This window comes from Metasolibacillus sp. FSL K6-0083, assembly GCF_038630865.1.
Lineage (GTDB): Bacteria > Bacillota > Bacilli > Bacillales_A > Planococcaceae > Metasolibacillus > Metasolibacillus fluoroglycofenilyticus.
Map to the genome: position 1 here is coordinate 1118618 of NZ_CP152046.1, position 21753 is coordinate 1140370.

Here is a 21753-nt window from a genome sequence, read left to right on the forward strand (position 1 = left end):
ACCCTGTCGCGTAAAAGGCGCGAAGCATTTATTATTTCACAAGACGTTTGACAATATTTACTGTGCGTTTGCCTGCCTCACGTACAAGCTCATCATTTAAGTCATGACCAAAGCTAAAACGGATGGAGCTACGAAGTGTTGCTGAATCTTTGCCATACATTGCAACAAGCACATGGGATGGGTCGATGGAACCAGCTGTGCATGCTGAGCCACTCGACACAAAAACACCTGCCATATCTAAATTGACTAAAAATGATTCTACATCTGTGCCTGGCAATGTTACATTGAAAATATGCGGTAACATATATTCCGAATGACCATTTACTGTAAATTCAATATTTGCCTTCGTAAACTCTTCAATTAATAGCTCTTTATAACGGTTATATGCTTGTCGTGTTTGCTGCTGCGTTTCCACTACTAGCTGTGTTGCCTTGGCAAAGCCGATAACTGCTGGAATATTTTCAGTTCCCGCTCGGCGCTTTTTCTCCTGCGAGCCGCCATAAATCAAGCTGTCCATTTTCGTACCTGCTCTTGCATATAGCAAACCAATTCCTTTAGGTCCACCGATTTTATGACTAGAGGCACTTAATAAATCAACTTGTAATTGCTCAACATTGATTTTCTCTAAGCCGAATGCTTGTACAGCATCTGTATGAAAAGTCGCAGAATGCTGCTTTAGTAGCTTACCAATTTCGGCAATCGGTTGCAATGTACCAACCTCATTATTGCCATACATGATTGTTACTAAAATCGTCTCATCTGTCAACGCCTTTTCAACATCGCTAACGGCAACGCGTCCTGTTTCGTCAACAGGCAAATAAGTTACATTAAAGCCTTGACGCTCTAATTTTTCGCACGCATGTAGTACAGCGTGATGTTCAATTTCTGTCGTAATAATATGTTTTCCTTCGTGCTGACGTGCATAGGCCACACCAAAGATTGCCATATTATCCGCCTCTGTTCCACCGCTCGTCAAAATAATTTCATTTGCCGTTGCATCTAGCTGTTGAGCTAAAATAGCCCTTGCTGCATCTAATGCTTTGCGCGCTTCACGGCCAGCGGTATGTATGCTTGATGCATTGCCGTACACCGTTTCCATTGCAGCATTCATTTCAACAATCACTTCTTTTAGCATCGGTGTCGTTGCAGCATAATCTAGATAAATTGTTGTCATTTTGTAAACTCCTTAAATATAAAACATATAGCCGTCTGTAGGGGATACCTCTGTATATTGTGCTAAGTCTTCTAAACTTGTCGTATCAAGCACATTTTTCACTGCATCACGAATACGCATCCACAGCTCGCGTTGTGGTGCTTCCTCATCTTCAATACCTTCTACTGGTTGGATTGGCCCTTCAAGCACACGTATCACATCCGCAGCGGAGATTTCAACTGGTGGGCTTGCTAACATATAGCCGCCATATGCACCGCGCACACTTTTTACTAAACCTGCATTGCGTAACGGCGAAACAAGCTGTTCCAAGTATGCTTCAGATAAATCTTTTTCAGCCGCAATTTGACGAAGTGGTATCGGTCCCTCTCCGTGATGCTTCGCTAATTCAATCATAATTGTCAAGCCATATCGACCTTTTGTAGAAATCTTCATATCATAACACCTCTAATTTTCTAGTCCATTCATTCGGTTAATTATAACACATTTCCTGTTATTCCACTCGGAAATGCATACAAATTTCGACTTCATTCATACAAATTCTATTTGAAGTATCTACTTTCCTTCCAATTGAAAATACACTATTATAAAGTGAAGCTTCAATCCGTACGTGATAAAATGATGATAGACGTAGAAAGTTGGTGGTATACATGCACAATGAACCTTTAGCTTATAAAATGCGACCACGTAATTTAGACGAAATTGTAGGACAACAGGACATTATTGGCAAGGGAAGTGCCCTTTATAAAATGATTGCAAATGGTCACGTGCCATCCATACTGCTATATGGACCACCTGGTGTAGGCAAAACATCCATTGCTAGCGCAATTGCAGGTAGCTCAAAGCTGCCATTTTTCGCTTTAAATGCCACTCAAGCAGGAAAAAGCGATATCGAGCAAGTAGTGATGGATGCCAGAATGTCAGGCAAGGTTATTTTATTTTTAGATGAAATCCATCGCTTTAATAAATTGCAGCAAGATGCATTACTTCCTCATGTTGAAAATGGCTCCATCGTTTTAATTGGAGCGACAACCGAAAATCCTTTTCATAGTGTCAACCCCGCTATCCGTTCACGCTGTGGAGAAATTTTACAGCTCACACGCTTAACAATTGAGGATGTCAGTGCATTATTGCAACAAGCGCTAACAGATGAGGAGCGAGGTCTCGGAAAGCTTGGCGTTTCCGCTACGAACGAGCAGCTACAAAAAATAGCAGTAGCAAGTAACGGCGATGCGCGTAAAGCATTAACCTTATTGGAATCGGTTTATTACGCCTCCGATGAAACGGATGGGGTAACAGCGCTAAACGACCGCGCAATAGAACATTTAGCAAAACGCATCGGTGTCTATGGGGATAAAGGCGGCTCTCATTTTTATAATTTATTATCCGCCTTGCAAAAATCCATTCGCGGGAGCGATACAAATGCCGCATTGTATTATTTAGCGCATCTATTAGAGTCTGGTGATTTAGTAGCTGTTTGTCGTCGTTTGCTTGTCATTGCCTATGAGGATATTGGGCTTGCTAATCCAGCAGTCGGTGCACATGTTAACGCTGCCACAGACGCCGCTGGGAAGCTTGGGCTACCCGAGGCACGTATCCCGCTCGCTGCCGCTGTCGTCGAAATGTGCTTAAGCGATAAATCAAATTCTGCCTATCAAGCACTTGATGCTGCCACAGCAGCCATTCATGAAGGGAAAACTGGGGAAATCCCAAACCATTTGAAAGATGCTCATTACGCAGGGGCTCAAGCACTTGGACATGTCGGCTATCAATATCCGCACGACACACCGATTGGCACATTTGGCGGCTGGGTCAATCAGCAATATTTACCTGATGAACTTGTTGGCACAGAATTTTATAAGCCTGTTATTGCTGGGGAAGAAAAGCGCATGGCGGGGATTTACGAGAAACTTAAATCATTTCGAAGCGTTAAATAAGCCGTGCGATTGCCGACTTATTTAACGCTTTTGATAGTGTTTTGGTACAGGGTTAACTCGGATGAAAAGAGTGTAGGCCTTCTTTGAGAATGAGAGAAACATCAACTTTAACGGTGTTTCTCCTTTGCGATAGAGGAGCTTTATTTTAATGCGCTGCCAAAACGAAAGAATTTGATTGGACAATTAAAATAAACACACTTATAATTACAGTAAATTACAAGTATGTTAATTACATAAACAACGGTTGTTCATTAGCTTTTTACAGAATGAAACATTTTTTTATTAGGCATACACACTTTAATTGTAGTGAAAGCAGAGAATGCTCATGACAAAGTGAGCTTTCCTGTGAAAAATGTTTCCCTTAAAGAAGTTAAATTAAAGATGAAGGGGAGGAATTAGATGGCTTTTCTTCAAGACTTAGCGAATTTTTATTTCCCGATTTTTCTGACTTTTACTTTTATTATTTTCCAAACTTATTTTAGCAAGAAAGGGAAACTTAAACATGCTTTAATTTTAGCCATTTCCTTCACAATTTTAATACAGGCATTCTTTTTGCAATATGATTTTTTAGTTGTACTAATCATGTCGAATTTCTTCTTTTACATGATGGCTGTAGTGACCTATTTCACTAGGCCAAGATTTTGAGGAGAAATAAAAACGAGCAGGGGCTCATCTCCCTGCTCTCTTGCAGAAGCTTCCCAGCAAATCCGTGCTGTTAGTGGAGGCTTCTGTTGTAAAGCTTGAGCTTTACATAGGTTTGGCACCTAAATTTCAATATACCAAACTATTATTATTATTTCAAATGAATTGCTTTACCAAAGACAGCGCGTGCCGCATCACCGATGTGCTCACTTACTGTTGGATGTGGGAAAATCATGCGGGCTAAATCTTTGACAGAGCCACCTGTAATTTTACATGCAAGCATAGCATTAATCATCTCCGTAGCGCCATCTCCAACGACACAGGCTCCATAAATATCACCTTCAGGGCTTGCTACAAATTTCATAAAGCCTTGTATATTTCCCTCAAGCAATGCTTTAGCATTTGTCGGCAAGTACATTTTTGTAACGATTGCGTCTGCTGGTGCTTCGTGCTCTAGCATTCCAAATGTTGCAATTTCAGGGTGTGTGTAGACACAGCGCGGAATTTCCTGTTGGTTAATAGCGCGCGGATGCTTGCCTAAAATATAATCTACTGCATGCACACCTTCCGCACTTGCAGAATGCGCTAATTGGAAGCCACCAACTAAATCACCAATCGCAAAAATGCCTGGAATGCTCGTCTCGTAATGATTGTTAACTGCAATTAAGCGACCTTCCATTTTTAATTCCAAAGCTTCTGCAATTTGTGTATTTGGACGGCGACCTGTGGCAAATAAAAGGTGGTCATATACGTATGTTCCTATAGATGTATGTATTTCATTGCTGCGAATTTCTTCAAATGTGAAATCTGTGACAAGTTCAATGCCTAGCTGTGCCATACGTTGACGAATTAAAGGTCGCGCATCAGGTTCCTCTGTTTGTAAAATATCTTTACTATGATTTAATACAGTCACTTTCGTTCCCATTGGCGCTAATGCAAAGGCCATTTCAATTGCGATGACACCACCGCCAACGATTGTTAGTTGCTTAGGTAGCTCCTTCACTCCGAAAAATGTGTCCGTCGTATAATAACTTGCGGTTTCGATTCCCTTAAAAGGCGGCACAAATGGACGACTACCTGTTGCTAAAATCACATTGTCAGCTGTAAGCGCTTGCTCACCTACCATCACTTTACGCTCCGCTGTCACACTTGCTTCCCCACGATACATCGTAATTTGGGCGCTTTCAATAAAGCCTTCGATATTATCTAATAGCTCTGCTACAACGGCATCTTTACGCTGCATTAATTTAGGAAAATCAATATCGATTGTCGGCACTGTAATGCCCCAATCCGTGCCGCGGCGAATTTCCTGCACTAATTTACTATGCTCTAGCATAATTTTTGAAGGAATACAGCCAACATTATAACAAGCACCACCGACTTTATCTTTTTCTATCAGCGCCACCTTTAAGCCGCTCTTCGCGGCATGAATCGCTGCAACATAGCCACCGGGGCCAGCTCCAATAATGGCAATATGATAATGCTCCATAACCTCTCCTCCTTTTTTACTACGATACCATTTCCTATTTATTGTTGCCATAAGAAATGCATATATAATGGAAAATCAAGACCGTCCTCTTAAAGGAAGATACCTTTCATACAAAAATTGCACCTCAACTAACTTTAATCCAGGTTTTTTCGAACTAGTTGGTGGAAAGTCATTTTTTCATAAAACATAAACAAAAAGTCCAAAAAGCAGTGCCTCAGCACGCTTTTTGGACATCAATCCCCTTTTAATTCGTCTCAATATCTTTACGATTCTTCTTCAGCATTTTTGAAAGTAATTCATACACAATCGGTACAACTACTAATGTTAATAATGTTGAAGATAGTAAACCACCGATTACTGTAATCGCTAAATCTTTTGAAATCAGACCGCCGCCTGCGCTACCGAATGCCATTGGTAACATTGCACCGATTGTCGCGATTGCTGTCATTAAAATTGGGCGTAAACGTGTCATACCAGCTTCTAAAATTGCCTCACGCATCGTCATACCGTCGCGTTCCATATGGATAATACGGTCAACTAGGACAATCGCATTCGTGACAACGATACCAATTAACATGAGCAGCCCCATCATAACTGATACTGAAATTGTTTGACCTGTTACGAATAAACCAACAAATGCGCCAATTACCGCGAATGGTAATGAGAATAAAATCGCAAATGGTGCTAAACCTTCACCGAATGTCACAACAAGAATGAAGTAGACAATCGCAATCGCAGCAAGCATCGCAATACCTAATTGCGTAAACGCTTCTTCCATATCTGCTGCAACACCAGAAACGCCTGTTGTTACACCTTTTGGTAAATCTAATTCATCAATTTTTTTATCAGCCGCCGTAGTAGCCTTTGAAATATCATTGTCGGTAATTTTCGCGCTGACTGTTGCGAAATATTCACCTTTTGAACGAGTTAATGAATTTAAAGTAGTTCCTTCTTCCACTTCTACTAAATCACCAATTTTCATTGTTGTACCTAGTGCAGTTGGAATTTCTGTCGCTAAAATATCATCAATTGATTTAGCAGCAGCTTTCGCTTCGCGCTTTACAATTACATTAATATCTTTTCCGTTATGCTCGACAGTCGTTAATGTTTCAGTTGTCCCTTGTGGCGCTAGAGCCATCACAATTTGAGCTGTCGTCAAGCCATATTGAAGAACATTTTGCTGTTCTACTTTTAAAACATGCTCTACATAAGGGTTTTCATTGTCTGATTTAATATCTTCCAAGCCATCAACTGTACGCAATGCGTCCTCTACTTGTTGAACTGATGTACGTAAATTATCAAGATTTTCACTATACAATGTATAGCTTACTTCATTAGAGCCCATGCTCATTGAAGCAAAATCTTGTGACTTCCATTCACCGCTCTGCCCGATATTAAACACATAATCTTCTACTTCCGTACGAGCAGCAGGGAAATCCTTCATATCTGGGTCAAAAATTAAATACATTAATGCCCCACCACCAGCGCCACCCATCATCATCGTAGCTGGGTCAGCACTTTCAGCATCCGTAATCGAAATTTGCACAATCTCGACATCCTTGCGCTTCAATAATTCCTGTTCAACAATTTTTACATTTTCCTCAGTTTCATCCTTCAGCTCACCTGCTGCTGGAGTATAAGTTAAATACATAACCTTCTCTTCCTGCGAACCTAGGAAACTAAAGCCAATTAACGGTGTTAATGCTAGTGAACCAACAAGCATTAAAATTGCAATTGTTGACGTAATAATTTTATGATTTAATGCTTTTTCTAATATGCCTTTATACCATAATGCTAGCTTGCCAGCCTCTTTATGTTGGCTTTCTACTTTCTCACCATATATTTTTTTGCGGAATAAGTAGTGAGATAACGCTGGTACAATTGTAATTGCTACGAGCAGTGAAGCCCCTAGAGCAAATGTCATCGTTAAAGCGAACGGCATAAATAGCTCACCAATCATACCACCTACAAAAATAAGTGGAGCAAATACCGCTACGGTTACTAATGTAGATGAGAAAATTGGCTTGAACATTTCAATTGTCGCTTCACGAATAAGAGCGCGACCTGTTAATTTCTCTTGCTTTAGGTGAATACGTCGATAAATATTTTCAACGACGACGATGGAGTCATCAATCACTCGCCCAATCGCCACTGTAATCGCACCTAAAGTCATAATATTTAACGTAATATCCATCCAGTTCAATAATAGCAATGCCATAAATACAGAAACCGGAATTGAAATAATTGAAATAATCGTCGATTTGAAATCACGTAAAAATAGTAAAATAATTAATACGGCAATCGCACCACCGAATACCGCTTTTTCAATCATTGTAAATACAGAATCTTCAATTGGTTTTCCTTGGTCAAGCGATATATCAATAATTAAACCATCAATTTTGCTCGTTTCTTCTTCAATTAAATCTTTTACTGCATTTACTACTGTTACAGTATTTGCATCTTGTGCTTTAATTATTTGAAGACCAATAGAATCTTCACCATTTGTGCGTGAAATGGATTGTACTTTACCTTCCACTTCAATTGTCGCAATATCACCTAAGCGAACAAATGGAGATGGATTCGTTTCTGATGGCGTAACCGGAATAAGTAGCTCCTTTAGCTCATCAACCGATTTTACTTTACCATCTACAGAAACAGCTTGCTCACCTACTGTAAACTCATATAAACCTAGCGATAATGCCATATCGCTCGCTTGAATCATTTGCTTAACAGTTTCTTCAGTCAAGCCTAGCTCAGCCATCTTTGCTTCATCATACTTGAATGAAACCTGTTCAATATGCTGACCTGTAATTGAAGCTGATGCAACGCCTTCAATTTTGTTGATTTTAGGAAGTAAAATATCTTCAACTGTTGAAGTAAGCTCTACAATATCCTCTTTTGAGCTACTCACTGATAGTGCAGCAACAGGCATCATATTCATGCTGATTGCCATAATAGAAGGTTTTTGTGCTCCTTCTGGCAATACCACATCATCTAAAGCAGACTCTAATTGGCGCTTCTTTTCATCCATGTCAACGCCATAATCATACTCTATTTGTACTTGCGAAACGTTAGATGATGAGGTTGAAAATACCGATTTCACATCCTCTAAGCTTTCCACTTTTTTCTCAAATGGAATGGATAAATCATCCATTACTTGCTCTGGTGTTGCACCTGGATAAACACCAACTACAATTAAATATGGAATCGAAATATCTGGAATTGACTCCATCTTCATTCTAGTTCCTGAATAAATACCTGAAACGGTAACAATAATCGTTAATAACCATACAGCTAATTTGTTTTTTACAACAAAATTCACTAAAGAACGCACGTCTATACCAACCCTTCCTTGACACTTTTTTTCACAAATCCTATAATAATGACTAATCAGTCAGTTGTCAATTAAGAAAGGTGGTTAAAATTATGTCAAAAAAGCAACTTATTTTAGAAACGGCCGCACAACTCTTTGCTGCTAAAGGGATTGACGCTACTTCCGTTCAACAAATAACAGATGCTTGTGGCATATCAAAAGGAGCCTTCTATTTATCATTCAAGTCAAAAGATGAGCTTATTATCGCAATTATTGACTATTTTGTGAAAGATGTCGCATCGCGAATTGACCAATCAGTCAATGAAGGCCAAAACCCTGAACAAAAGCTTTATAATTACTATTATTATACATTTTCAATCGTCCAGGAGCATATCATATTAGCCTCTGTTTTTTTCAAAGAGCATACGCAGTTTATGAGTGAAGAGCTGATACAAAAAATGGCGCATTACGATCGGATGATGAACAAGCTAATTGAAAACATTTTGCTAGAGCTTTATCCCCAATCAGCACAGCATGTTTATGATTTAGCTATCATTGTTCGCGGCTTTATCTCTGGCTATGCGGAGCATATGTTTCAAAAGGCTAGCGATTATCCTTATGACTTACAAGCGCTTGCCAAAACACTTGTAGAGAAAACAACTATTATTGCAATGCATACAAAAACGCCTTTTATTACAAAGGAAATGGTTGCCCTGCATACAACAGCAGACCCACTAGTTACATTAGAGAACATTTTGCAGGAAGCAGGGATTTTACGCTCTTATTTAGATGATGAATTGCTGCAAGACTCAGTAACAATTATTACTGAGCAGTTACAATCCCCTCATCCACGCGTAGCCATTTTACAAGGAATGATTGCTAATTTACAGGCAGACCCCGTATGCAATTGGTTTTGTTATCTCGTTAGAAAATATATAAAAAAGATTGTCTGAGAGCGGCACACTAGCCTGCTTTCGGACAACCTCATTATACGGAAATTTTAAAATCACTTATCAGCTATTTGGTAAATGAAATGCACGTTTATAAAATGGGATGCTTACTAACACAAGTAATGCGATGATGAAAAATAGCTGACCTTGAAAATGAGTTAATAACCAGCCCCCTAACACAGGCCCTATAAAGCCTCCGATGTTTTTTAATTGCGATGCTCCTAAATAAGTAGCCTTCTGGGTTTCAGGTGCAATTTCTTCGATAACAGCATTCATCATAGGAAAAGTGAAGATTTCACCAATCGTAAAAATAACTAACGCTACAATAAATAACCAAGCCGCATTCGCTATTCCAAACATCATTAAGCCGAATGCAAAGAAAATGATACCAATAATAAGCGATGTTAAAATTGAAATTTTCTCCATCAATATACTGATTGGTAATTGTAAAATTAAAACAACAACCGCATTCAATGAAATGAGTAATGAATAAAGTTTCACACCATCCTCTAATGTAAGCTGGATAAATTGTGGTAATGTTGAATCAAACTGGGCATAGCCCAAACCTATCAATGTACCACCAGCTAAAAATAACAATAGTTTATAGTCAGAGAAAACAACATGTAAAATGACCTTAATATTTTTCCCGTTCTCCAATCGCTTTTGGCGCATCTCGTATTTATTTAGTATGCTAAGTAAAAACAAGCCATAGACACTGTACATAACACCCGTCACAACAAATGGAATAACCGGGCTTGCTAAAGTCGAAATCATTACCCCAATTAACGGTCCAATAACCGCCGCAATATTAATGGCTGTATAGCGTACCGAAAATAACCGTCTCTTCTTCTCATTTTCTGTGAAATCAATCATTAATGCCTGTGTCGCAGGCTCAAAAAAGGAGCGACATAGCCCATTTATGGCATTTAAAAGAACAAATATTGGTGCAAAAGTCGTTAATGCAAAGCCAAAGAACACGCTTCCCCAAACAAAAATTGTTATAATAATAACAATTTTACGACCAAAGCGATCCGTTAAGTAACCACCTAAAAAACCACCAAATGTCGCAAAGAGTGGCGCGACACCTATTGTAAAACCAATTAATATCGGCGATGCATGATGCACATTATGTAAATAAATCGCTAAAAATGGCATTGTCATAAAGCTAGCAATTCGTGTGAAAATAGTGCCACTTAAAATAATCCACACCAGTGGATGAAAATAATATAACGGTTTCATTGACGCATCCTTTCATGTCCTTTAAATTTGAAATTTCCTAATAATTTCGTCAATACAATAATCTTTTTAGCATATACTACATTTATGTGAAAAGCTATAGCTTGTTAGGATAGTTACTTTCAGATAACATGAAAAAGGGGTATGTAGATGAAAATTTTACTATTAACAGGCAGTACAAGAAATGATGGCAATAGTGAAGAATTGGCTCATTTAGCGTTAAAGGATTTACCTTATGAGGCAATTCAGTTAAAAGACCTTCACATCAAGCCAATTGAAGATTTACGTCATACACCTGAAGGCTTTCATCCTGTCGACGATGATTATACGAAGGTGTTGGAGGCGATTTTAAGAAGCGATATGCTTGTTTTAGCAACGCCGATTTATTGGTACAGTATGTCTGGCACAATGAAAAATGTGATTGACCGCTTTAGCCATGCCATCCGCGACACACGCTATCCAAATGTTACAGCGCATTTAAAAACGATGAAGGCTGTAGTTATCGCAGTTGGTGGCGACCAACCACGTATTAAAGGCTTGCCACTTATTCAGCAATGTCAGTACACATTCGACTTCTTAGGCATCGAATTTTATTCTTATCTTATTGGAGAAGCACGTAAGCCCGGCACAATTAGCAGCGACCTGCAAGCAATTCAGCAGGCGCATTATTTGAATCAACAACTGAAGCAAGGCATCTAACAAGCTGCGCCTTCAAGGGAAATAGCAACACTCCCTATTTTCTTGTGCCAAGGGCCGCGATTCAAATACTAAAACATAAACCTATTTATCCTTTTTTGAATATATTTGCGGCTTGTCGTCTACTATTGGCGGTTTTTGTAAGTCTATTGGCGCTTTCGCCGGTTCTATTGGCGGTTCGCTATTTTTTAGCTGCCACGTGCTGTTTCGCGGTGGCTTGCATGGGGGATTCATTGCTGGCTTGACAGGCACTTTTCGGTAGAAAGTCACCTCGCCTACTTGCTTTGACATTGAAGCAAAAGTTTATACTTTTCTTTTAAAGAAAAAAGTCGATTTTCACCACATTTTGGTGGCAAATCGACTTTTTTAAAGAGGGCTCTGGACACCTTCGTCTACTTATTCCTTATTTTCATGTGTTGCAATCCATTCAACAGCACCCGCACTTAAGCCACCTGCACGCCATAATACAAAATGCTCGTATTTTGCGTCTTTTTCTTGTACATAGGTAATCCATTTTTGTAAAGTTTCCGCATCTGCATACCATGCCTCATAATCCATTCCTTTATCACTGTATTGGAAATATACAGCATGGCTATCTTTATCACGCTTTGTTGCCGATTTTGTTGAAGCGATTAATTTTTCTGCTTCATCCCCTGTTAAAGCGATTATTTTACCACTTTTCGGCCATGTGAAACCACCTGTTGCAAAGGCAATACTAAAGTGCTGGTTCGATTTTTCCATTTTTACAAGCAGCTGATCTAAAAATGTAAATGTTGCTTTTGCACCTGGACCACTATGATAACCATGCACATTATATGCCATTACTGTATAGCTCGGCCCATCTGGCAAAGGATTTTCAAATGGGAAGCTTGGCACTAAGACGACATGCATTGATAAACCTCTTTTTTGCAATACCGTATAAAGCTCCTGCAAAAATAAAATATAATTGGCTGTATCTTCTTTAGCTATTTTCTCATAATCAATTTCTACGCCATCGACAGGAAACTTTTCGGTCAGAGCAATTATATCGTCAATATGCTTTTTTCTCGCCTGTTCATCCTTTACAAGGCGATGCAGCAGCGTGCTATCTTTTTGGACGGAAGGTTTACCCTCTACAACATAATCATTAATAAATGTTAAAAGTATTGAGTGGCTATCTCGAAAATTATCATACATATGCTTGTGAATTTTTTCTGCTGTTTCCGTTAAAAATGGCTGGTCTTGCGCATTAAAATAAGCACCAAAAACACGTAAACTTTGTAAACCTTCAGCGGAATTCTCAATATTTTCTACAGTTGATTTTAATTGCCATTCTGGGAGCCAAATTGATAATTTAGGTTTATTTGCTTCCTCTTGGTGACTCTTCTTCGCCTCACTACTACTACATCCAGCTAGTACAACAATTGCTATAGCAAAAAAAGTGAATATATTTTTCATTTTTATAAGCCCTCCAGAGCTTTAGAAGGTTTCAATGAAGAAATCTACTAGACTATTAAACCATGTAGTTATATTATACTTTACTCGGTCAAATTTTGTATATTGGTTTGTAAATACGATTTGTTCTTCGACATCTGTTATTTTGATATTCTCTATCACTGTATCATAAATATCATCCGCATATTGCTCATGCGTCGTATCTTTTTTAGAATACGATGCGCCAAAACCAATTTGCCCGCCTTGGATTGTATCATTAATCGAGATATTTGCTGATAGCTCCTGATCTACCGTTAGTTTAAACTCGCCTCGCCCTACTTGCAGTGATAAATGGCGGCGATTTTTTAAATTGCGTGGATATTCCTCTTCATCAATGCGTGAGCCTCGCTGCGTATCATTATAAGAATACACCGTCGCCTTATTGAAGGCATAATCCTCTCCACTCCATTTTACTTCTGCAAGCATATGTCGCTCTATTTCACTTTCTTGTTTATTCGGCTGCTTTTCATAGATAATGATTTCATTATCCTTTAGCATTACGCGAATATAGCTGTTCGTCGTAGCATCATAATTAATATAAACAGACTGCTCTCCAACAACATTGCCATAAAAATCAAATTCAAAATTATAGGATTCTGGCATTGCTTCCTTTAAAAATAATGTGCCCTCTGTTGCTGGCAAGGATGTCAAAATAATCTCATTATTTAAAAACTCTGCTGCACCATTTGCAAGTGTCCATTGTTCTGCAAGCTTCGAATCACCTATTTCAAATTCAACATTTTTATTACTAGCTTGCTGAATTTTCATCATTAGATGGTTTGTTGACCAATATGGTGAAACTTGAAGCCTACTCAAATTATAAATGTCTGCATCTGACTCGTTATAAGCATCCTGCTCCAGATTAAAATGCATTTTGTACAGCTCTTTAATATGCTGATCATTCGCATTTTCCACGAGCGAATCCATATTATTGTAAAGTGAATTTGCATGCATAATCGCATATGCTTTTGGCATTTCATCTAAGGTTTCTGTATAAATATCATGCATTAACTGATAATCTGTTGCAATACGGGCTTCCATTTCCGCTCTTGTTTCTGTAGGAATCATATATTCGTCACGAATAAAATCCATTAAATAATGATTATAGTATTCAATCATCATTTTGTCAGGCACATCGTTTTCATCAATAACGCCTAACGATTGCCCTTCATCGTTAAAAACATTAATATACGTTAAGCGATAGCCGTTTGACCCAAGCTCCCAAAATCCACTATCTTCCATTAATTTCAAGTGCTTAGGCTTTAAAAATTTTGTATCTTTCGTATCCATTTTATTGGCGTACGTATACATCGTTGCTTTGTAATTCAATTTTTCTAATATTTTTTGAGCGAAAATACTCGAATCTGTTCGTCCATCCTCAAACGATAAATATAAAGCTTTTTCAGGTAATGGTTTGCCTTGCTCATAAAAATCGATAATATCCTGCTGTGAAATTGTTTGATAGCCCTGCTTTTCTAGTAATGATAATTGTTTGTCTAAATTGCCCTTCGATACATATTTTGGTGATTCCCCTCTACTAACCCCAAAGTATGATAGAGCAACAAAGCCATCTTCATTTATCAATGGTATCGTTTCTTCTTCAAACTTATTGATTAAAAAGATAGCACGAATTAAAATGGTCGCAAGTAAGATTACAATAACCGCCTGAATGATGGAACGAATGACTTTTTTACGGTTTTTACTTTGTGGATTTAGCACTGTATTATTTTTTCTCATTCATTCTCACCTATAGTTCTCTTTTTCCATTTCTTCTTACGTTCTTCTTTTCTTGCCTGCTTCTTCTCTCGCTCTAACACGTCCTGCGGTGTTTCACGAGTACCCCAAGTTGATTTCCAAAATGTCACCCAAGCAACAGGCATTTGCCATAGTAAAATAAACTCGTAAAACAAAACGAAGATAAAGCCGAATGCCCATAGTTTACTTTTCCTAAAATATAAATGTGCCAAACTCATTAGCATTGCCATCAAAAGTAGCCCTACAAGAAACGTTGTTGGGAAAATACCATATGTTATTGGCACCCAAAGCAAGTTGTAAACGACGACAATAGGTGCGGCAATCGGCACAATTAAACCAACAATAAAAAATAAAAACATAAACGGCTCTTTTTTCCACATAAATGTGAAGGCACGTAATGACTCTCTTAGCCATGAACGTTTCCAACGCATTTGCTGTGATAAAAAGGACTTCGAATCAGATGGAACAATCGTAGAGCATACCGCATTATCTTGATAACCTGTGCGATGTGTTTTTAAAATATAGTTTGTCATACTACGATCGTCCCCAAATGTAGCTGGCTGACCAAGAAACTTTTGATTTAGCCATGCCTCTTCATTTTTTATGACAAGGTCTTTACGATAGCATGCTAAAGGTCCTGATAAACAAGTAACTGTATCAAACCATGATTCTGCTGCTTTCATAATACGAAAAGCGATATAATATCTGACCGTTTGGAGCTTTGTTAAAGCATTAGTAAATTTATTTTCTACTTCAGTACGCCCAGCTACTCCACCCATTTTAGGGTCTTGGAAAGGCTGCACAATATTGCGTATCGCATTTGGTTCTAGGAAGCTATCAGAATCAACAAATACAACTAAATCATGCTTCGCCATATGCACCCCCGCAACAAGCGCTTCCCGCTTTCCACCGTTTTGAGGCAGCTTATAAAATGTCAAACGCTCTTTCGTTTTAAAGCGTTCTCCCTCGTTATTAATAAGCTCAATCATTTCCTTTGCCTTCTCCTCTGTTTTATCAGTGGAGCAATCATCTACAACAATCACTTCCAGCTTGTCGACAGGGTAATACTGATTAATACAGCTTAAAATGGTACGGTGAATCCATTGTTCCTCATTAAACACAGGAATAATAATCGATACACCAGGCTCATAATCTGGATTAATTGGAACATTGCGAAACAGCATGCCGAATAGATAGCGGCTTAATAAAAATGTCGCCGCAATAATACTATAAAAGTATAAAAATTTATTGAATTGGAAGTAAATAACGCTCTCTGCACGCATTAACACAACAATAAGCGCGACAACGAACAGCACTAAACTTGCAACAAAGATTGACATACCCCAACGCTTTTTCACCATATATTCATTTAAAGGCTGCAAAAATTCGTATGCATAATAATAGCGTGTTTTACCATCTACTTCTTTTTCAAATGCCCGAATCATTTTTGCTTGTATTTTAACATTCGCTTCATAGCCCTCTGGCATTACACCACCTGGGATTTTAAAGCGCATCGTCGTTACTTCATCTACTCGAAAAGCATTTGGTACGTCAGAATAAATAAGAATACCTGTTACCGAAATATCTTCAGAATAAAAGTGATGCGAGATTTTCTTTTGCTTGCGTGTTGGCAAAATTTTTACGGGAAAGGCAGAAATATATCGCAAACTTAATGATTGTAAGCGAAAGATTTCATTCACATCTGTTATATTAACTTCGGACTGCTGATAAGCAGCTCCTCGACGATTAACTAAGCTTCGTACATTTTCTGGATCAGGGATATTTGACAAAATACGTCTATCAGCTCTTGGTGTCATTAATATTTCTTTTGTTTTTTTCATCCGTATCAATCTACTTTCTCATCAAAATCTTGTTCAATCCATGTAGAGAGTTTTTCAAAAGTGTAGCCTTGCTGTTGTAATTGCTCAATTACTAATGGCAGCGCCTCTACTGTCTGCGTATCATCTAAAACATGCATCACAATAATTTTCCCTGGACCTACTCGTTCCATAATTCGTTTATAAATATCTTGAGCAGAATAATCTATATTCCAATCAAACGAGGCAATATCGTAGAGTGCGGTTACTTCCATCCCTGTAGCGGCAATTATTTTTGCCGTTCTTTCATCCATTACACCTTGTGCTGGTCTAAAATAAAGTAATGGCGCTTCCTGCAATGCATACGTTAATGCGCGATGTGCTTTAATCAAATCTTCCTGTAACTCTTCTGGAGTCATTTGTGTTACGTCCAAATGGTTATAGGAATGACTAGCTATTTCATGTCCCTCATCCATAATTAGCCTTGCTATATGTGGATTTTTTTCAACACCACTGCCGATTAAGAAAAATGTGCTTTTTATATCGTACTGACGTAAAACATCTAATATTTTCTTTGTTTGCTCTTCACTTGCCCAATCATCAAATGTTAAAGCAATCTCTTTTTTTGCTGTGTTTTTTCGGTAATAAATAAAGGGCTCAACATTTTCATAATCTAAATTAAATTGAATTTTGTCATAACCATCAATTTCCTCTAATTGTTTTACCGTATATTTATTATTAATGACGTCCGTCAATGTTGTCAGTGTATAACCCTTTTGCTCTAAAGACTGCGCTAATAAAGGGATGGCATCAATAATAGCAGGATTAATATATGTGTTTAAATGAATGATTGCCCCACTGTTTATAAAGCGTTCGATATACGCTACAATTTCTTCAGCACTTTGCATCTTACGATCTTGAGGGTTAATTGAAGATTCAATGACCGCTGTCATATCAAGCATCGCTGCTGCCGACTGCATATTTTCTGTAGCATCCCCAGAGCGACTGCGCACAAATTGGGGAGTAAAGCCTAAATGCTGTTCAAAAATTTGATTAGTCAGAAGCAAATCTTTGTACGTCTGCTCATAATTAAACGTCGTCATATCCTCAAATGATAATGTGCCACTCTGCACTTCATGCCCTTGTGCTACAATGTGTTTGACAAGGTCTGGCTCTTGCGCTACACGCATCCCTTCAATGAAAAAGGTAGCATGTATTGATAGTGCATCAAGCTGCTCTAACAAATGTAACATCGTTTCTTCATCTGCTAGCCCATTAAAGGTCAACGCCATTTTCGGCTGCAATATGTTAGAGTCGCGAATGACTTCGCTTAATGTTCCATCTGATTGAACAACATCAATTGAGGGTTCAACTACCTCAATTGCGCTCTTTTTTGTATCAGATTGACAGCCTGATAAAAATAAGAAAACTATAATGCTGTAAAATAATAACCTTCGCATAGAAAAGCTCCTTATAATTTATAATAGTTTACATTGTTAAACGAAAAATCTGTTTGACGGGTATCGAAAATTAAAGACGCATGATTATCAATTAATCGATAATCGATGGAAGAATGATTCGTTATAATAAGTACACCATCGGCTTGCTGTATTAATTCCACAGTGAGTTGCTCTGTTTCAATCCCCTGTACGGTGTTAATAAAAGGTTCAATAATATGAATTTCACATTGCTGTTCTTGCAATAAATGAATAATTGGCAATGCTGGCGACTCTCTTATATCATTTATATTTGGCTTGTAAGCAGCACCAACGACTACAATCCTTGCACCTTCAAGTTTTTTATTCTGCAACTGCAAATAGCTTGCCAATCGTTCAACAACAAATTTAGGCATTGATTCATTAATTTTATCTGCAGCATCAATTAATGTAATCGTCGTACCATGCTGCTGACCAGACCATAATAAATACTTCGGATCGACAGGAATACAATGTCCCCCAACTCCTGGTCCCGGTGCAAATCGCATAAATCCATACGGCTTCGTTGCAGCCGCATCAATCACTTCCCATACATCAATGCCCATCGTATAACACACTTTACTTAGTTCATTTATTAATGCGATATTTACTTGCCGAAATGTATTTTCTAAAAGCTTTTCCATCTCAGCAATTTCTGGAGTAGATACACAATGAACTTTTGTTTGCAAAGCCTCCTCATAAAATAACTTACTCATCTCTTGACAATGTGATGTCATTCCACCAATCACTTTTGGCGTATTCGTTACATTGAAATTTCTATTGCCCGGGTCTATTCGCTCAGGAGAGTAAGCTACAAAGCTGTTTTTCCCCACTGTAAAGCCATGCTTCTCTATTGCTGAAGCCACAACCTCCCTTGTTGTTCCAGGATACGTAGTGCTTTCTAAAATAATTAGTGTATTTTCCTTCATATGCTGTCCGATTTGTTCAACAGCTTCAATGATATAAGTAATGTTTGGATTACCATGCTCACCTAGTGGCGTTGGGACACAAATGACAATAATATCCGCTTGATGAAGTAGCTCAAATTGACTAGTTGGAATAAAACGCTGGCTCGCTATCGCCTCCTGTATTCTTGCTGATTGTAAATCTGTAATATAACTACTTCCTTGCTGTAGCTGATGAATTTTAGTTAAATCCTTATCGAAGCAAAGCGTAGAAAATCCGTTCTTTGTCACTTCTAATGCTAAAGGAAGACCTACATATCCAAGTCCAACAATGCCAATTATTGCTTTTTTACTTTTTATTTTTTCTATTAAAGTAAATACTTCTTTGCATATTTCTTTATTCAAAAAACCACCCCTTTTTCCTATATGATTAAATATCGACTGAGCTTTCTAAATACAAATAGGTCTATATATTCCTTTAAAAATACAAATAATCGTAAAAATACCATTAATTAATATATTTTTATTATTCTCTTTATTTTTACTTACAAGTGCCCATATTAATTAAGCTTGATTTAGGAATGCCCATATATAAAGCCCTCTACATTATCTCGTAGCCGTGAATCAGTCTAACCATAATAGAGTATAATCACAAAATAATGTCTAAACTTTTAGTTACAATACGTATTGAACCTTCAGTCCGTAGGAGCTAATCATTTGTTCATATGGATGAAAGGGCGCATAAGAAAAGACAGAATACATGATACTCGTCACTGGTCTACCATTAATTATGTTGGAGATAATGACGTCTTTCGTTGTTCCTATGTAATCTGTAAAGGGTACACCTATACTATTGGGGTGTATTTCAAAATCTATTTTGCTATTCACTGCACCTTATATTGTAAATTGAAGAGTGCCAGCATTCGAAAAAGCTAGATAGTTTTTCGTTTCGCAATTCCTCGCTATCTTCTTTATAATTATGTAGGAGAAACCTCAACTAAAACTGAACATACTCATTTTATCGAATTACAGTAAAGCCCTCTTTTAGAACATATAAACTAAAAAATAACATGCAAAGGTTAAAATTAGGTTAAAAAATTAAAATTAAAAAATAATTTTTATCGAGTGGTTAATTAGCGATTGTTTTATAGAGAAAACTTAGTAATTTGTTCATTTCCGCTACGGAGGACGCAGGCTTCAATTAATTTTTATAAGACGCTCCTTTTTTAAAAAACATTTTCAAATGCACGTTTGTGGACACAATAAAGTGAACCTTCAATCAGTGGGGGTTTTCTTCATCCCCCACTGATTGGTAGTTTCACCAATCGGGTTTTTACAGGCTGTTGGATCCCCCACTTAAACATCTTGATTTTATCTGTTGTTTTGAAGTGGGGGTCTTACAGCCTGTTAATACGGGATAAAACTAGGAGTTGTCCGAAATGTCCATTTTTTTGACACCGCATTGAAATCAATGTTTTCATCGCTTCCCTTTTACTGAAGGATAATACTGTGTTCATCCCATTTTTAAAAGAGGCGTTTTCGGTTTATATGAATTAACATTTTGTGAAACATCATCGCTACTGTCCAAAATGCCGGTTATGCATGGCTTTTGGGACAGCACCTTTATTCATTAACAATTCTTTATTTGAACGTAGCTATAATAAGATTTTGCTGAAAAAACAGCAGATATTGATGGTTTATTTATTCAGTAATTCTCATACAATTTGATTTTAAACAAAGGCAATCATTTTACATGTATTTTTCTTACATAAAAGCGATTAATCCGCATTCCTAAGCTTATTCATTTACAAGTCCTTAATATCACTCATAAAATCAAAAAAATTGGTTATGTTATACGTGTAGAATGGAGGGAATGTAGAATGGAACGTTTCCAAATAATATTTTGTTTCGTACTGCTTAGCCAATTGTTCGCAATACCATCCAGCAGTGCACAGCAAACACCTTCACAAGATGAAATATATGCACAAAGAATGGCCTATTATTATGAATTCGAAAGCCCAATTGTCCCCTGGTATTATATTGCTGCTATCGATCAATATGAACGAAATATCCAAGCCGTACGTAAAGACTTACCAACACGTGAAGGTATTATTTCTATGCAATTCCCTACACATTTTTGGACTGGTCCATTTAACCCTTCTATGCAAGATACATCGCCTGCAACAATCGCTTATTTCGGAGGTAATGGACTAGATGGCAATAATGACGGTATCGCAGATCAAGCACAAGACGCAGATGTTTTGCGTACATTGGTTAGGTATTTGCACAAGGCACACACCACAGCAGGTACATTTCAAGCAGCATTAGAGGAATATTATGAGAATGACCAGACGATTAATCAAATTCATGTCATTGCATCTATTTATAAAAAGTACAACACCGTCGCCTTAGCCGAGCGTGCTTTTCCTATTCCTATCCGAACAAATTACAGCTACAAAGGTACTTGGGGAGCAAGCCGTGGATGGGGTGGCAAGAGAATGCATGAAGGCACTGATTTATTTGCAAGTTACGGAACGCCCGTTCACTCTACCTCCTACGGTGTTATTGAAGTAATGGGCTGGAATGAATACGGCGGTTGGCGCATTGGCATCCGTGATTTGCATAATACGTATCATTATTATGCACATTTATCCTCCTTCCATCCCGAATTAGCCATTGGTGATATTGTCGAGCCAGGCACTGTAATAGGCTATGTTGGCAGCTCCGGCTATGGTAAGGAAGGAACATCTGGTAAATTCCCACCTCATTTACATTATGGTATGTATAAGTTTGATGGGCGTAATGAATGGGCATTTGACCCATTTCCATCACTACTCATTTGGGAGCGCCAAGCAAAAAAAGGGCAATAAAAAGCACATGAAATCAGAGGTTTA

15 protein-coding genes are annotated in these 21753 nt (G+C 38.0%); 4 read left to right on the forward strand and 11 right to left on the reverse strand.

Annotated features, from left to right (window positions below; translation table 11 throughout):
* Nucleotides 1-31: 31 nt before the first annotated feature.
* A complete protein-coding gene (locus MHB51_RS05345) occupies nt 32-1174 on the reverse strand; it encodes a cysteine desulfurase family protein (protein WP_342559163.1) in 1143 nt (380 codons plus the stop codon).
* A 12-nt stretch (nt 1175-1186) separates the two neighbouring features.
* Nucleotides 1187-1606: an Rrf2 family transcriptional regulator gene (locus tag MHB51_RS05350; RefSeq protein ID WP_066171459.1), complete on the reverse strand. Its 420-nt coding sequence runs from the start codon at nt 1604-1606 to the stop codon at nt 1187-1189.
* Nucleotides 1607-1821: 215 nt separating this feature from the next.
* On the opposite strand from MHB51_RS05350, the gene MHB51_RS05355 reads away from it, so the two are divergent.
* A complete protein-coding gene (locus MHB51_RS05355) occupies nt 1822-3108 on the forward strand; it encodes a replication-associated recombination protein A (RefSeq protein ID WP_066171463.1) in 1287 nt (428 codons plus the stop codon).
* A 793-nt stretch (nt 3109-3901) separates the two neighbouring features.
* Here the strand turns inward: MHB51_RS05355 and lpdA are convergent.
* Together lpdA and MHB51_RS05365 are read right to left on the reverse strand one after the other, a co-directional pair.
* Nucleotides 3902-5239, reverse strand: coding sequence for a dihydrolipoyl dehydrogenase (gene lpdA, locus MHB51_RS05360; protein ID WP_342559164.1), 1338 nt, complete (start codon nt 5237-5239; stop codon nt 3902-3904).
* Between the two features lie 244 nt (nt 5240-5483).
* Entirely contained in the window at nt 5484-8573 is a 3090-nt protein-coding gene (locus MHB51_RS05365; RefSeq protein WP_066171477.1) for an efflux RND transporter permease subunit, read from the reverse strand.
* A 92-nt stretch (nt 8574-8665) separates the two neighbouring features.
* Between MHB51_RS05365 and MHB51_RS05370 the strand changes: the two genes are divergently transcribed.
* Nucleotides 8666-9505 (forward strand): TetR/AcrR family transcriptional regulator, encoded by an 840-nt coding sequence (locus MHB51_RS05370; RefSeq protein ID WP_342559165.1) that lies wholly within the window; start codon nt 8666-8668, stop codon nt 9503-9505.
* A gap of 60 nt (nt 9506-9565) precedes the next feature.
* Here the strand turns inward: MHB51_RS05370 and MHB51_RS05375 are convergent, their stop codons facing one another.
* The gene (locus MHB51_RS05375) at nt 9566-10741 is read right to left on the reverse strand and encodes an MFS transporter (RefSeq protein ID WP_107942436.1); all 1176 of its coding nucleotides are present in this window, start codon (nt 10739-10741) and stop codon (nt 9566-9568) included.
* 147 nt (nt 10742-10888) lie between these two features.
* Here MHB51_RS05375 and MHB51_RS05380 point away from each other — a divergent pair, with 147 nt between their 5' ends.
* Nucleotides 10889-11437 (forward strand): flavodoxin family protein, encoded by a 549-nt coding sequence (locus MHB51_RS05380; protein ID WP_066171485.1) that lies wholly within the window; start codon nt 10889-10891, stop codon nt 11435-11437.
* Between the two features lie 81 nt (nt 11438-11518).
* On the opposite strand, the gene MHB51_RS05385 is transcribed toward MHB51_RS05380, so the two are convergent.
* From MHB51_RS05385 to MHB51_RS05410, 6 genes are all read right to left on the reverse strand, one after another.
* Entirely contained in the window at nt 11519-11725 is a 207-nt protein-coding gene (locus MHB51_RS05385; protein WP_342559166.1) for a hypothetical protein, read from the reverse strand.
* A 105-nt stretch (nt 11726-11830) separates the two neighbouring features.
* Nucleotides 11831-12871, reverse strand: a complete 1041-nt coding sequence (locus MHB51_RS05390; protein WP_066171488.1) for a glycosyl hydrolase family 18 protein — start codon at nt 12869-12871, stop codon at nt 11831-11833.
* A gap of 21 nt (nt 12872-12892) precedes the next feature.
* Complete coding sequence (locus tag MHB51_RS05395; RefSeq protein WP_342559167.1) at nt 12893-14644, reverse strand: polysaccharide deacetylase family protein; 1752 nt, start codon at nt 14642-14644, stop codon at nt 12893-12895.
* Nucleotides 14641-16503 carry a glycosyltransferase gene (locus tag MHB51_RS05400; RefSeq protein ID WP_342559168.1) on the reverse strand — a complete coding sequence of 621 codons (1863 nt, stop codon included), beginning with the start codon at nt 16501-16503 and terminating at the stop codon, nt 14641-14643. Before MHB51_RS05400 ends, MHB51_RS05395 begins: the two co-directional genes overlap by 4 nt.
* Before the next feature lie 5 nt (nt 16504-16508).
* Nucleotides 16509-17939 (reverse strand): polysaccharide deacetylase family protein, encoded by a 1431-nt coding sequence (locus MHB51_RS05405; RefSeq protein WP_342559169.1) that lies wholly within the window; start codon nt 17937-17939, stop codon nt 16509-16511.
* A gap of 11 nt (nt 17940-17950) precedes the next feature.
* Nucleotides 17951-19264 carry a nucleotide sugar dehydrogenase gene (locus MHB51_RS05410; protein ID WP_235616014.1) on the reverse strand — a complete coding sequence of 438 codons (1314 nt, stop codon included), beginning with the start codon at nt 19262-19264 and terminating at the stop codon, nt 17951-17953.
* Between the two features lie 1475 nt (nt 19265-20739).
* Here MHB51_RS05410 and MHB51_RS05415 point away from each other — a divergent pair.
* On the forward strand, nt 20740-21729 hold the full coding sequence (locus tag MHB51_RS05415) for a M23 family metallopeptidase (protein ID WP_342559170.1): 990 nt from the start codon (nt 20740-20742) through the stop codon (nt 21727-21729).
* Nucleotides 21730-21753: the final 24 nt, after the last annotated feature.

Bases quoted from the DNA above. Each gene is read 5' to 3' on its own strand.
- MHB51_RS05400 (WP_342559168.1), bottom strand. From the start codon at position 16,503: ATGAAAAAAACAAAAGAAATATTAATGACACCAAGAGCTGATAGACGT.
- MHB51_RS05355 (WP_066171463.1), top strand. From the start codon at position 1,822: ATGCACAATGAACCTTTAGCTTATAAAATGCGACCACGTAATTTAGAC.
- MHB51_RS05415 (WP_342559170.1), top strand. From the start codon at position 20,740: ATGGAACGTTTCCAAATAATATTTTGTTTCGTACTGCTTAGCCAATTG.
- MHB51_RS05395 (WP_342559167.1), bottom strand. From the start codon at position 14,644: ATGAGAAAAAATAATACAGTGCTAAATCCACAAAGTAAAAACCGTAAA.
- lpdA (WP_342559164.1), bottom strand. From the start codon at position 5,239: ATGGAGCATTATCATATTGCCATTATTGGAGCTGGCCCCGGTGGCTAT.
- MHB51_RS05380 (WP_066171485.1), top strand. From the start codon at position 10,889: ATGAAAATTTTACTATTAACAGGCAGTACAAGAAATGATGGCAATAGT.
- MHB51_RS05390 (WP_066171488.1), bottom strand. From the start codon at position 12,871: ATGAAAAATATATTCACTTTTTTTGCTATAGCAATTGTTGTACTAGCT.
- MHB51_RS05375 (WP_107942436.1), bottom strand. From the start codon at position 10,741: ATGAAACCGTTATATTATTTTCATCCACTGGTGTGGATTATTTTAAGT.
- MHB51_RS05345 (WP_342559163.1), bottom strand. From the start codon at position 1,174: ATGACAACAATTTATCTAGATTATGCTGCAACGACACCGATGCTAAAA.
- MHB51_RS05350 (WP_066171459.1), bottom strand. From the start codon at position 1,606: ATGAAGATTTCTACAAAAGGTCGATATGGCTTGACAATTATGATTGAA.
- MHB51_RS05405 (WP_342559169.1), bottom strand. From the start codon at position 17,939: ATGCGAAGGTTATTATTTTACAGCATTATAGTTTTCTTATTTTTATCA.
- MHB51_RS05370 (WP_342559165.1), top strand. From the start codon at position 8,666: ATGTCAAAAAAGCAACTTATTTTAGAAACGGCCGCACAACTCTTTGCT.
- MHB51_RS05385 (WP_342559166.1), bottom strand. From the start codon at position 11,725: ATGTCAAAGCAAGTAGGCGAGGTGACTTTCTACCGAAAAGTGCCTGTC.